We start from the raw sequence: 12,730 nt of genomic DNA, 5'->3' as shown, positions 1-12,730 counted from the left end.
ACGAGGCAAACTCATGAGTTACCTTTTAGCGTTAGATGCAGGGACAGGCAGCGTGCGTGCCGTTATTTTCGATCTGCTGGGCAACCAGGTTGCCGTGGGTCAGGCCGAGTGGCAGCACCTGAGCGTGGAAAATGTGCCGGGCTCGATGGAGTTCGACCTCAATACCAACTGGCGGCTCACCTGCCAGTGCATCCACCAGGCGCTGGATCGCGCGCACCTGAGCGCGGCGGATATCCAGTCCGTCGCCTGCTGCTCCATGCGCGAAGGGATCGTGCTGTATGACCGCAACGGTGAGGCCATCTGGGCCTGCGCCAACGTCGACGCCCGCGCCAGCCGCGAGGTGGCCGAACTCAAAGAGATCCACGACAACCAGTTTGAATCCGAAGTGTACGACGTTTCCGGCCAGACCCTGGCCCTGAGCGCCATGCCGCGTCTGCTGTGGCTGGCGCACCATCGCCCGGATATCTATCGCAAGGCTGCCACTATTACCATGATCAGCGACTGGCTGGCGGCGAAGCTCTCCGGCGAGCTGGCGGTCGATCCATCAAATGCGGGCACTACGGGGATGCTGGATCTCTTCTCCCGCGACTGGCGGCCAGCGCTGCTGGATATGGCCGGGCTGCGCGCCGATATCCTCTCTCCGGTGAAAGAGACCGGCACCGTGCTGGGCGCTATCACCCATGATGCCGCACAGCAGAGCGGCCTGCGTGAAGGCACCCCTGTGGTGATGGGCGGAGGCGACGTACAGCTGGGCTGTCTGGGGCTGGGCGTGGTCCGCGCCGGGCAAACGGCGGTGCTGGGTGGTACCTTCTGGCAGCAGGTGGTCAATCTGCCGCAGGTGCGCACCGATCCTGAGATGAATATTCGCGTGAACCCACACGTTATCCCCGGTATGGCGCAGGCGGAGTCGATCAGCTTCTTCACCGGCCTGACCATGCGCTGGTTCCGCGACGCCTTCTGCGCGGAAGAGAAGCTGATCGCCGAACGTATGGGGATGGACACCTATTCCCTGCTCGAGGAGATGGCGAGCCGGGTGCCCGCGGGTTCGCATGGCGTGATGCCCATCTTCTCCGACGCGATGCATTTTAAGCAGTGGTACCACGCCGCCCCGTCGTTTATTAACCTCTCCATCGACCCGGAAAAGTGCAACAAAGCGACGCTGTTCCGCGCGCTGGAAGAGAACGCGGCGATTGTCTCGGCCTGCAACCTGGCGCAAATCTCACGTTTCTCCGGCGTTAACTTCGAGAGCCTGGTGTTTGCCGGAGGCGGTTCGAAGGGGGCGCTATGGAGCCAGATTTTAAGTGACGTCACCGGTTTGCCGGTGCGCGTACCGGAAGTGAAAGAGGCCACGGCGCTGGGCTGCGCCATTGCCGCCGGAGCCGGGGCCGGACTGTTTGCGGATATGGCCACCACCGGCGAGCGGCTGGTGAAATGGAGCCGCGAGTTTACCCCGAACCCGCAGCACCGGGCGCTGTACGATGGCATGATGCAGAAGTGGCAGGCGGTGTACGCCGACCAGCTCGGTCTGGTGGACAGCGGGCTGACGACGTCGATGTGGCAGGCGCCGGGGCTGGTGCGGGCAGCAGCGCCGTAAAAAACGCCGGATGGCGCTGCGCTTATCCGGCCTACGGTTTTGTAGCCCCGGTAAGCGCAGCGCCACCGGGGAAGTTCTTTGAGATCTATCACAATCATTCGATCCCGCTTTTACCTTTCCGCTGCCGCTGGCTAAATTAGTAACTCATCCGACCACATAACAATAATTTTACACTGGAAGAGACTATGAGCCGCTACCCGTCGCTATTCGCCCCCCTCGATCTGGGGTTCACAACGCTCAAAAACCGCGTGTTGATGGGCTCAATGCATACCGGGCTGGAGGAGCATCCGGACGGGGCCGAGCGTCTGGCGGCCTTTTATGCCGAACGCGCGCGCCACGGGGTGGCGCTGATCGTCACCGGGGGTGTGGCTCCCGCGCCATCAGGCGTGGGGATGGAAGGCGGAGCGGTGCTTAACGATGCGTCACAGCTGCCGCACCATCGCATTGTGACCGATGCCGTTCACAGCGAAGGCGGTAAAATTGCCCTGCAGATCCTGCATACCGGGCGTTATAGCTATCAGCCCAATCTGGTGGCACCGTCGGCCATTCAGGCACCGATTAACCGCTTCAAGCCGCATGCCCTCAGCCACGATGAAGTGTTGGCGCTGATTGACGACTTCGCCCGCTGTGCGGCGCTGGCGCGTGAAGCAGGCTATGACGGCGTCGAGGTAATGGGCTCCGAGGGCTATCTGATTAACGAATTCCTCGCCGCCCGCACTAACCAGCGTGACGACGAATGGGGCGGCGATTATGCGCGACGCATGCGCTTTGCCGTCGAAGTGGTACGCGCCGTGCGCGAACGTGCGGGCGCTGACTTTATTATCATCTTCCGCCTGTCGATGCTGGATCTGGTGGAAGGCGGCGGGACGTTTGACGAGACCGTCCAGCTGGCGCAGGCGATTGAAGCCGCCGGTGCCACCCTCATCAACACCGGGATTGGCTGGCACGAGGCGCGCATCCCGACTATCGCCACGCCGGTACCGCGCGCGGCATTCACCTGGGTTACGCGCAAGCTGAAAGGCAAAGTGTCTGTTCCGCTGGTGACCACTAACCGTATTAACGATCCGCAGGTGGCGGATGATGTCATCTCACGCGGCGATGCCGATATGGTGTCGATGGCGCGTCCGTTCCTGGCAGATGCAGAACTGCTTTCCAAAGCGCAAAGCGGGCGGGCGGATGAGATCAACACCTGCATCGGCTGTAATCAGGCCTGTCTGGATCAGATCTTCGTCGGGAAAGTGACCTCCTGCCTGGTTAACCCCCGCGCCTGCCATGAAACCAAAATGCCGGTGCTCCCGGTAGACAAATCAAAACGCCTGGCGGTTGTTGGGGCGGGCCCCGCGGGGCTGGCGTTTGCGGTAAATGCGGCGTCGCGCGGGTACAGCGTGACGCTGTTCGATGCCGCAGGTGAAATTGGCGGGCAGTTTAATATTGCCAAACAGATCCCCGGCAAAGAGGAGTTCTATGAAACACTGCGCTACTACCGCCGGATGATCGAGCTAACGGGTGTGGATCTGCGGCTCAACCAGTGGGTAAGTGCGCCAGATCTGCTGGATTACGACGAGGTGATCCTGGCGAGCGGGATCGCCCCGCGCACGCCTGCGATCGAGGGTATCGATCATCCTAAAGTGCTGAGCTATCTCGATGTGCTGCGCGATAAAGCGCCGGTTGGGGAAAACGTGGCCATTATCGGCTGCGGTGGGATTGGCTTTGATACCGCCATGTATTTAAGCCAGCCGGGCGAGGCCACCAGCCAGAATATTGCCGAATTTTGCGTGGAATGGGGCATCGACACCAGCCTGAGCCAGTCCGGCGGCCTGCGTCCGGAAGGGCCACAGCTGCCGAAAAGCCCACGGCAGATCGTCATGCTGCAGCGCAAAGCAAGTAAGCCGGGTGAAGGACTGGGGAAAACAACCGGCTGGATCCACCGCGCCACCCTGCTTTCGCGCGGCGTGAAGATGATCCCGGCGGTGAGCTATCAGAAGATCGACGACGACGGCCTGCACGTCACGATCGGCGGTGAGCCACAGCTGCTGCGCGTGGATCATGTGATTTTATGTGCCGGGCAGGAGCCGAAGCGCGATCTGGCGGATCCGCTGCGTGAGGCAGGTAAAACGGTGCATTTGATCGGCGGATGCGATGTGGCAATGGAGCTGGATGCGCGGCGGGCCATTGCGCAGGGCACCCAGCTTGCACTGGTTATTTAGCGACGACGTCCCAGCTTCACCGCTTTCAACACCACGAACTTGTTGTTGGTGGCGATGGTGACGCAGTTACCGAAAATCTTCTTCAGCTTGTGGAAGTAGTCCAGGTGACGGTTCGCCACAATATACAGCTCGCCGTTGATTTTCAGGCAGCGGCGCGCATGGTGGAACATCTCCCACGCGACGTTATCCGTCAGGGCGTGCTTCTGGTGGAACGGTGGGTTGCAGAACACGGCGTTGAAGCGGAAAGGCTCTACGCCGGACAGCGCGTTATTGATCATAAACTCACAGCGATCCAGCGCCTCTGGCATGTTGGTTTCCACGTTCAGACGGCTCGAGGCTACCGCCATTGGCGATTCGTCGCTGAAGACCACGCTGGCTTGTGGGTTCTTTGCCAGCAGCGTCAGGCCAATCACGCCGTTACCGCAGCCGAGATCCACAATCTCCCCTTCCAGATTTTCCGGCAGATGTTCAATAAAGAAACGTGCGCCGATATCAAGGCCGGTACGTGAGAAGACGTTCGCATGGTTGTGGATGGTCCAGTCGGTACCTTCCATCTTCCAGCTCAGCGTCTCTGGCGCGTCAGCCAGTTCCGGCGCGCTGAAGGTACAGTTGATCAGGCGCGCTTTTTTCCAGGCCAGCGTCGTGGTGGTCGGGCCCAGCACTTTCTCGAACAGCTCCAGCGTTGAGGTATGAATATCACGCGCCTTCGCGCCCGCGATGATGCGCGTCTCTGGCGTGACGACTTTCCGTAATGCACGCAGTTGCTGCTCCAGCAACGCCATGGTTTTTGGCACTTTGATCAGCACCACGCCCGGCGCCTGCGGGTAGTCTGCGGTGCTGTCGAGGAACTTCACGCTGGATTCATCGAGATCGTTGTGACGCAGGTTTTCACGCGTCGCCAGCTCGCTTAAGTATGAATCGCCAATGCTGTAAGGCGTGTGCGCCGCCAGGGCGCAGCCCAGCGCTCCGAAGGCATCATTCAGGATCAGAACCGGGCCGCGAATTTCAGTGTCATCCAACTGTTGCAGCAGATATTCATCCGCCGCTTCCCACGCCTGAAGCGGGTTAACGTCGTCCGTCTCCGGGAAACGTTTAAGGTTGAGTGAACGGAAACCGTTGTCTAAGTGGCTCATCGGCCCTCCTGAATGGTAAAATTTGGCGTTATCCCTGAAAAGGGTGCGTGAGTATACCCGTTTTCAACTTATTTTGGGGTTTTGATGAACCAGCTGACTTATCTCCAGGGCTACCCGGAGCATTTGCTCTCCCAGGTACGCACGTTAATTGCCGAGCAAAAACTGGGGGCGGTGCTGGAAAAACGTTATCCCGGCACGCACGATGTCGCGACCGATAAGGCCCTCTGGCAGTATACGCAGGATCTCAAAAACCGGTATCTGAAGAGTGCGCCACCCATCAATAAAGTGATGTACGACAACAAGATCCACGTGCTGAAAAACGCGCTCGGCCTGCATACGGCCATTTCACGCGTACAGGGCGGTAAGCTAAAAGCAAAAGCCGAGATCCGCGTCGCCACCGTCTTTCGCAACGCACCGGAAGCCTTTCTGCGGATGATCGTGGTGCACGAGCTGGCGCACCTGAAGGAAAAAGAGCATGACAAGGCGTTCTATTCCCTGTGCTGCCATATGGAGCCACAGTACCATCAGCTGGAGTTTGATACCCGTTTGTGGCTTACGCATTTATCGTTAAAGAGTAATGCGCAGTAGCGCACTGGTTTTGCAACAATCACGTGCTACAGTGGCTAAAGGTTCCCCGCTATGGAGTACGTAAACGTTTATGATACGTTTCGCAGTCATTGGTACGAACTGGATCACGCGCCAGTTCGTCGACGCCGCCCACGAAACCGGCAAACTTAAGCTCACCGCCGTCTATTCCCGCAGCCTTGAACAGGCGCAGGCCTTCGCGAACGATTATCTGGTTGAACATCTGTTCACCTCGCTTGATGAGATGGCGCAAAGCGACGCCATTGACGCGGTCTATATTGCCAGCCCGAACGCCCTGCACTTCCCGCAAACCCGGCTCTTCCTCAGCCATAAAAAGCATGTCATTTGCGAGAAGCCGTTGGCCTCGAATATCGAGGAAGTGGAAGCCGCCATTCAGTGCGCCCGCGACAACCAGGTGGTGCTGTTCGAAGCGTTCAAAACCGCCAGCCTGCCGAACTTCCTGCTGCTACAGCAGTCTTTGCCGAAGGTGGGCAAAGTGCGCAAAGCCTTTATTAACTACTGCCAGTACTCGTCGCGCTACCAGCGTTATCTGGACGGCGAGAACCCGAACACCTTTAATCCGGCCTTCTCCAACGGCTCGATTATGGACATCGGTTTCTATTGCCTGGCCTCTGCGGTTGCCCTGTGGGGCGAGCCGCACGGCGTTACGGCCACTGCCAGCCTGCTGGAGAGCGGCGTGGATGCGCACGGTGTCGTGGTGCTGGATTACGGTGATTTCAGCGTCACGCTGCAGCACTCCAAAGTGAGTGACTCCGTCCTGCCAAGTGAAATTCAGGGTGAAAACGGATCGCTGGTTATCGAGAAGATTTCCGAATGCCAGAAGCTGAGCTTTGTGCCGCGAGGCGGTAAAGCGCAGGAGCTGACGCAGCCTCAGCATATTAACACTATGCTCTATGAGGCAGAGGTCTTCGCCCGTCTGGTGGAAGACAACGAAGTGAATCACCCTGGGCTTGCGATAAGCCGCACCACGGCGAAGCTGCAAACGGAAATCCGTCGCCAGACCGGCGTGGTTTTCCCGGCTGACGGCGTGAGCACAGAAGCTATCGCGTAAAGCTGTGTAATGAATGACTGAGGACCATTGACGAAACTGATGGTCTGACATATTTTGTTACGAGCAAAGGGGAGTAACTTCCTTGCCGGTGGATCGTCATTACGATGCGTGCAAAACCGCATCCGGTCGCCGGGCAACCTTCGTGGTTGTAAGTGAGACCTTGCCGGAAGGCGAGGTCTATGCATAAAAAGCTAACGGCTATCGTCTTCTGACCATGGCCGTTTTTGTTTTTTATGTGTAAGGAAAATAGTATGCATTCTGTCGGCACTCCAATGTTGTGGGGCGGATTCGCGGTTGTCGTGCTCATCATGCTGGCAATCGACCTCTTTTTGCAGGGCCGTCGCGGCGAGCACGGCATGAGCGTCAAGCAAGCCGCCGTCTGGTCGCTGGTGTGGGTATCCCTCTCACTCCTTTTCTGCGCCGCCTTCTGGTGGTATCTGGCCTCGACCGAAGGCCGTGCGGTGGCTGATCCTCAGGCGCTCGCCTTCCTCACCGGTTATCTGATTGAAAAAGCGCTGGCGGTTGATAACGTCTTCGTCTGGCTGATGCTGTTCAGCTACTTTGCCGTGCCTGCTGCCCTGCAGCGTCGCGTGCTGGTTTACGGCGTGCTGGGGGCAATCGTCCTGCGTACCATCATGATCTTCGCCGGAAGCTGGCTGATAACCCAGTTCGAATGGCTGCTGTACGTCTTTGGCGCGTTCCTGCTGTTCACCGGGGTTAAAATGGCGCTGGCGAAAGAAGACGAAACCGGTATTGGTGATAAGCCGCTGGTGAAGTGGATCCGTGGTCATCTGCGCATGACGGACAAAATCGAGAGCGAGCATTTCTTTGTCCGCAAGAATGGCCTGCTGTTCGCCACCCCGCTGCTGCTGGTACTGATTCTGGTGGAGCTGAGCGATGTGATCTTCGCCGTGGACAGTATCCCGGCTATCTTCGCCGTTACCACCGACCCGTTCATTGTGCTGACCTCTAACCTGTTCGCTATTCTCGGTCTGCGTGCGATGTACTTCCTGCTGGCAGGCGCGGCTGAGCGCTTCTCAATGCTGAAGTACGGTCTGTCGGTGATCCTGGTGTTTATCGGTATCAAGATGCTGATTGTCGATTTCTACCACATCCCGATTGCCATCTCGCTCGGCGTGGTGTTTGGCATTCTGCTGGTAACGCTGATTATCAATACCTGGGTTAACCGCCAGCACGATAAAAAGCAGCAGGCGTAGTGCGTTTTGCCGGGTGGCGCAGCGCCACCCGGCACTTTCGTTAATCAATAGTTAAAAAAAATGACGCAACACGTAAAATCCAGCATTTTACTCTTCCGCCTTTCCTCGCTTTCCCTGATACTCAACCAGGCAAACAAATACTTACATCCGGACATAAATGTGCCTTAGAGCACAGCCAGGATGGAACGCAATTTCACTCAGGAATAACGTATGAGCACACAATCACGCGGTCTGTTCGCGCGCCTGGCGCAGGGCAGCCTTGTAAAACAAATTCTGGTCGGGTTGGTACTGGGTATTCTGCTGGCTATGGTGTCAAAACCTGCTGCAGAAGCCACGGGGCTGCTTGGAACCCTTTTCGTTGGCGCACTGAAAGCCGTGGCACCGGTACTGGTTCTGATGCTGGTCATGGCGTCGATTGCCAACCACCAACACGGACAAAAAACCAACATTCGGCCGATCCTCTTCCTGTATCTTCTGGGCACCTTCTCCGCTGCCTTAACCGCCGTGGTATTTAGCTTCCTGTTCCCGTCTACGCTGCACCTGACCAGCGCGGCCGGTGATGTCACGCCGCCATCCGGGATTGTGGAAGTGCTGCGTGGCCTGCTGATGAGCATGGTCTCCAACCCAATCACGGCGCTGATGAACGCAAACTACATTGGCATCCTGGTCTGGGCAATTGGGCTGGGCTTCGCGCTGCGTCATGGTAATGAGACCACGAAAAACCTGGTTAACGATGTCTCGAACGCCGTGACCTTCATGGTGAAAATCGTTATTCGCTTCGCCCCAATCGGTATTTTTGGTCTGGTCTCCTCTACGCTGGCAACCACCGGTTTTGACGCGCTGTGGGGCTACGCACAGCTGCTGATGGTCCTGGTTGGCTGCATGCTGCTGGTGGCGCTGGTAGTTAACCCCCTGCTGGTGTTCTGGCAGATCCGCCGCAACCCGTATCCACTGGTAATGACCTGCCTGCGTGAAAGCGGCGTGTACGCCTTCTTTACCCGCAGCTCTGCAGCTAACATTCCGGTTAACATGGCGCTGGCGGAAAAACTGAATCTGGATCGTGATACTTACTCCGTGTCTATCCCGCTGGGTGCAACCGTGAACATGGCGGGCGCGGCGATCACCGTCACCGTGCTGACCCTGGCGGCAGTGCATACGCTGGGTATCGCGGTGGATCTGCCTACGGCGCTGCTGTTGAGCGTGGTGGCCTCGCTGTGTGCCTGTGGCGCATCCGGCGTGGCGGGCGGCTCTCTGCTGTTGATCCCGCTGGCGTGCAATATGTTTGGTATCCCGAACGAAATTGCCATGCAGGTGGTCGCAGTCGGCTTCATTATCGGCGTGCTGCAGGATTCCTGTGAGACGGCGCTGAACTCTTCTACCGACGTGCTGTTCACCGCTGCGGCCTGTCAGGCGGAAGATGCGCGTTTAGCGAAGAACGCATTACGAGGTTAACAGCAAAACGGCAACCCTGAGGTTGCCGTTTTTAGTGTTTGTCCCCTCTCCCGTGGGAGAGGGTCAGGGTGAGGGCACCGGCCCGCACCCAACTTACAACGTCACCCCACTCTTAAAGATCGCCAGCTCACGGAAGTCGTTTTTCTCGTTGCAGGTCTGCTTGCCGTTGGCAAATTCCACAATACTGTCCACAAACTCCGTCAGCAATTCAGGCATTGCTTTACCGTGAATGAGCTGACCGGCATCAAAGTCGATCCAGTGCTTTTTCTTCGCCGCCAGTTCACTGTTGGTGGCAATTTTGACCGTCGGGACAAACCCGCCGTACGGCGTACCGCGGCCGGTGCTGAACAGCACCATGTGGCAGCCGGCACCGGCCAGCGCGCTGGTGGCAACCGCATCGTTCCCCGGGGCGCTCAGCAGGTTCAGTCCGTGGGTTTTCAGGCGTTCGCCGTAGCGCAGGACATCCACCACCTGGCTGGCGCCCGCTTTCTGGGTACAACCCAGTGACTTCTCTTCAAGCGTGGTGATCCCACCTGCTTTGTTACCCGGCGACGGGTTCTCATAAATCGGCTGGTTATGAGCGATGAAGTACTGTTTGAAATCATTCACCATGGTGACCGTTTTCTCAAACGTCGCTTCATCACGGCAGTGGCTCATCAGGATACGCTCGGCACCGAACATCTCCGGCACTTCCGTCAGCACCGTCGTTCCCCCGTTGGCGATCACATAGTCCGAGAAGCGGCCCAGCATCGGGTTCGCGGTGATCCCGGAAAGACCGTCCGAGCCACCACACTCCAGCCCAAACTTAAGCTCGCTCAGCTTGCCTGGCTCACGTTTATCGTGGCGCATCGCCTCATACAGCTGGTGCAGTTGCTCAACGCCCGCTTCCACTTCATCATCCTGATGCTGACACACCATAAAGTGCACGCGCTCAGGGTCAAACTCGCCCAGCGTCTCCCGGAAGGCATCCACCTGGTTGTTCTCGCAGCCCAGGCCAATCACCAGCACCGCCCCCGCGTTCGGATGACGCACCATGTTTTGCAGCATGGTACGGGTGTTGATGTGATCGTCACCCAGCTGTGAACAGCCGTAGGTGTGGCTGAACAGGTGCACGCCGTCAATGCCTTCGGCATCGTGAGTCTCTTTCAGGAAACGCGTCTGGATTTGACGCGCGATCCCATTCACGCAACCGACGGTCGGGAGGATCCAGAGTTCGTTGCGGATCCCTACCTCACCGTTGGCGCGGCGGTAGATCTGCACCTCACGATCCGCCGCCTGCTCCTCTTGCGCATGGAAATCAGGTTGATAGCTGTACTCGTCCAGATCGCTCAGATTGGTGCGGGTATTGTGGGAATGAATGTATTCACCCGGCGCAATATCCGCCAGCGCATGGCCAATCGGTAAACCGTACTTCACCACGTTCTCCCCTTTCATAATGGGGATCAGGGCAAACTTATGTCCACGTCCAATGGCCTGGCGCAACGTGACCGATTGATTACCGAAAGTGACCTCTGTTCCTTCGGTCAGATCTGCCAGCGCGACGCCGACGTTATCCAGCGAATGGATTTTGATGTAGTGCATATCAACCTCAAACGGGCTTAGTTCAGTTCAATGGCGAAGTAGTCACGCGCATTGTTAAAGCAGATGTTTCTCACCATCTCGCCAAGCAGCTGGATATCCGCCGGTGCTTCGCCCGCGTGCACCCAGCGGCCAATCATCTGGCACAGAATGCGGCGGAAGTATTCGTGGCGGGTGTAGGAGAGGAAACTGCGGCTGTCGGTCAGCATGCCGACAAAGCGGCTTAACAGACCCAACTGCGCCAGCTGCGTCATCTGACGCTCCATGCCATCTTTCTGGTCATTGAACCACCAGCCGGAGCCGAACTGCATCTTGCCCGGCATCCCTTCCCCCTGGAAGTTGCCGATCATGGTGCCCAGCACTTCGTTATCGCGCGGGTTCAGGCAGTAGAGGATGGTTTTGGGCAGCAGGTTTTGCTCGTTCTGTTTGCTCAGCAGTTTAGAGAGCGCTTCGGCCAGCGGACGGTCGTTGATGGAGTCAAAGCCCACGTCCGCGCCCAGCAGTTTGAACTGACGCTGGTTGTTATTACGCAGCGCGCCAATGTGGTACTGCTGCACCCAGCCGCGACGGGCATATTCAGCGCCAAGGAAGACCAGTACCGCAGTTTTGAACTGGGCGACTTCATGTTCGTTCAGGGCTTCACCGGAGAGACGGCGCGCCAGAATGCTATCCAGCTCGGCTTCGTTAGATTCTGCAAACAGCACCACATCCAGCGCATGGTCAGAGACTTTACAGCCGTGTGCCGTAAAGTGATCCAGACGTTTGATCAACGCGCTCTGCAGGTCCGCAAAACGACGGATGTCGGTGTCAGAAACCTCGCCCAGCTTCACCATATAGTCGCTAAAAGTGTCGAGTTCGATGTTAAAGGCTTTATCCGGACGCCAGCTTGGCAGCACTTTGATATCAAACGCGGTGTCTTTTGCAATGACCGCGTGATGTTCAAGCGAGTCGATCGGGTCGTCGGTGGTGCCCACCATCTTCACGTTCATCTGCTTCATGATGCCGCGCGCGGAGAAGTTATCCTGTGCCAGCAAGTCGTTGCACTGCTCCCAGATCTCATCCGCCGTAGCCGGTGAAAGCAGCTTACCGGTAATGCCAAACGGACGGCGCAGTTCGAGGTGCGTCCAGTGATAGAGCGGGTTACCGATGGTCTGCGGCACGGTAGCCGCCCAGGCATCAAATTTCTCGCGGTCGCTTGCGTCGCCGGTACACAGGCGTTCAGCGACGCCGTTGGTGCGCATGGCGCGCCATTTATAGTGATCGCCCTTCAGCCAGATGTCATACAGGTTTTTAAAACGGTAATTGTCGGCAACCTGCTGCGGCGGTAAATGGCAGTGGTAATCAAAAATGGGCTGGTCTTTTGCGTAGTCGTGATACAGGCGGCGGGCAAATTCAGTGTCTAACAGAAAATCGTCGGTCATAAACGGTGTCATTATCGTCTTCCTCGTAACGGGAGCGGCAGAAAGCTTATGTTCAGATGCTGCAAAGTTATCACACCAATTTCCAGAGCCTGAGGTTTTTTTCGTGAGTTGGATCAATAAACCCGGACAAAAAAATTACCCCGAATGAGGTAAACCCTTCTGCAGACCGCATCAGAACTGGCTTCACCTGCGCCAGATAATGCCCCTACAAAGAATCATACATTTGTGATGTCACTCACCTTTTAAAGTTGTATGACAAGTTATCTTTTCGCCGTCGCAAACACGCAGCCGACGGAATGCATTACCGGTGTCAGACATCGGATTTAACGGTACGGAAACCGACTTATGCACGCTTATTTATGGCAAGGTTCGGGCCGTTCCGGGACGTTCTCCCGGTTACGCCCCTCCCGTTACACAGCCCTCCCCCAAACCGGTGAGAGGTTGCCGTGCCCTGGCACGGAAATAACATAA

Annotated in this window: 9 protein-coding genes; 6 read left to right on the top strand and 3 right to left on the bottom strand. The window is 57.5% G+C overall.

Features of this window, described 5'->3' with window-relative positions; genetic code table 11:
- Positions 1-13 precede the first annotated feature (13 nt).
- Together lsrK and PUZ33_RS04210 are read left to right on the top strand one after the other, a co-directional pair.
- The gene (gene lsrK / locus PUZ33_RS04215) at positions 14-1,594 is read left to right on the top strand and encodes an autoinducer-2 kinase (protein ID WP_058681003.1); all 1,581 of its coding nucleotides are present in this window, start codon (positions 14-16) and stop codon (positions 1,592-1,594) included.
- A 185-nt stretch (positions 1,595-1,779) separates the two neighbouring features.
- Complete coding sequence (locus tag PUZ33_RS04210) at positions 1,780-3,801, top strand: NADPH-dependent 2,4-dienoyl-CoA reductase (RefSeq protein WP_058681004.1); 2,022 nt, start codon at positions 1,780-1,782, stop codon at positions 3,799-3,801.
- Here PUZ33_RS04210 and rlmG read toward each other — a convergent pair.
- Positions 3,798-4,934 (bottom strand): 23S rRNA (guanine(1835)-N(2))-methyltransferase RlmG, encoded by a 1,137-nt coding sequence (rlmG, locus tag PUZ33_RS04205; protein ID WP_013098854.1) that lies wholly within the window; start codon positions 4,932-4,934, stop codon positions 3,798-3,800. The two genes, PUZ33_RS04210 and rlmG, sit on opposite strands and share 4 nt — an antisense overlap.
- A gap of 84 nt (positions 4,935-5,018) precedes the next feature.
- On the opposite strand from rlmG, the gene PUZ33_RS04200 reads away from it, so the two are divergent.
- The 4 genes from PUZ33_RS04200 to sstT all read left to right on the top strand — a co-directional run bounded on the left by PUZ33_RS04200 (position 5,019) and on the right by sstT (position 9,260).
- On the top strand, positions 5,019-5,522 hold the full coding sequence (locus tag PUZ33_RS04200; protein ID WP_013098855.1) for a YgjP-like metallopeptidase domain-containing protein: 504 nt from the start codon (positions 5,019-5,021) through the stop codon (positions 5,520-5,522).
- 70 nt (positions 5,523-5,592) lie between these two features.
- Positions 5,593-6,591 (top strand): Gfo/Idh/MocA family protein, encoded by a 999-nt coding sequence (locus PUZ33_RS04195; RefSeq protein WP_013098856.1) that lies wholly within the window; start codon positions 5,593-5,595, stop codon positions 6,589-6,591.
- 251 nt (positions 6,592-6,842) lie between these two features.
- Positions 6,843-7,808, top strand: coding sequence for a TerC family protein (locus tag PUZ33_RS04190; protein ID WP_013098857.1), 966 nt, complete (start codon positions 6,843-6,845; stop codon positions 7,806-7,808).
- Between the two features lie 210 nt (positions 7,809-8,018).
- Positions 8,019-9,260, top strand: coding sequence for a serine/threonine transporter SstT (gene sstT / locus PUZ33_RS04185; protein ID WP_038985779.1), 1,242 nt, complete (start codon positions 8,019-8,021; stop codon positions 9,258-9,260).
- 93 nt (positions 9,261-9,353) lie between these two features.
- Here the strand turns inward: sstT and PUZ33_RS04180 are convergent, their stop codons facing one another.
- Together PUZ33_RS04180 and uxaC are read right to left on the bottom strand one after the other, a co-directional pair.
- Positions 9,354-10,841, bottom strand: coding sequence for a UxaA family hydrolase (locus PUZ33_RS04180; protein ID WP_013098859.1), 1,488 nt, complete (start codon positions 10,839-10,841; stop codon positions 9,354-9,356).
- A gap of 17 nt (positions 10,842-10,858) precedes the next feature.
- A complete protein-coding gene (gene uxaC / locus PUZ33_RS04175; RefSeq protein WP_058681005.1) occupies positions 10,859-12,271 on the bottom strand; it encodes a glucuronate isomerase in 1,413 nt (470 codons plus the stop codon).
- Positions 12,272-12,730 lie beyond the last annotated feature (459 nt).

The sequence above is a fragment of the Enterobacter cloacae complex sp. 2022EL-00981 genome (assembly GCF_028737495.1).
GTDB classification, from domain to species: Bacteria; Pseudomonadota; Gammaproteobacteria; order Enterobacterales; family Enterobacteriaceae; genus Enterobacter; species Enterobacter cloacae.
This window is presented reverse-complemented; position numbering and strand designations above follow the sequence as displayed.

What these genes read in the sequence shown, in the direction of transcription:
- lsrK (WP_058681003.1), top strand. Translation starts at nt 14, where the DNA reads ATGAGTTACCTTTTAGCGTTAGATGCAGGGACAGGCAGCGTGCGTGCC.
- PUZ33_RS04210 (WP_058681004.1), top strand. Translation starts at nt 1,780, where the DNA reads ATGAGCCGCTACCCGTCGCTATTCGCCCCCCTCGATCTGGGGTTCACA.
- rlmG (WP_013098854.1), bottom strand. Translation starts at nt 4,934, where the DNA reads ATGAGCCACTTAGACAACGGTTTCCGTTCACTCAACCTTAAACGTTTC.
- PUZ33_RS04200 (WP_013098855.1), top strand. Translation starts at nt 5,019, where the DNA reads ATGAACCAGCTGACTTATCTCCAGGGCTACCCGGAGCATTTGCTCTCC.
- PUZ33_RS04195 (WP_013098856.1), top strand. Translation starts at nt 5,593, where the DNA reads ATGATACGTTTCGCAGTCATTGGTACGAACTGGATCACGCGCCAGTTC.
- PUZ33_RS04190 (WP_013098857.1), top strand. Translation starts at nt 6,843, where the DNA reads ATGCATTCTGTCGGCACTCCAATGTTGTGGGGCGGATTCGCGGTTGTC.
- sstT (WP_038985779.1), top strand. Translation starts at nt 8,019, where the DNA reads ATGAGCACACAATCACGCGGTCTGTTCGCGCGCCTGGCGCAGGGCAGC.
- PUZ33_RS04180 (WP_013098859.1), bottom strand. Translation starts at nt 10,841, where the DNA reads ATGCACTACATCAAAATCCATTCGCTGGATAACGTCGGCGTCGCGCTG.
- uxaC (WP_058681005.1), bottom strand. Translation starts at nt 12,271, where the DNA reads ATGACACCGTTTATGACCGACGATTTTCTGTTAGACACTGAATTTGCC.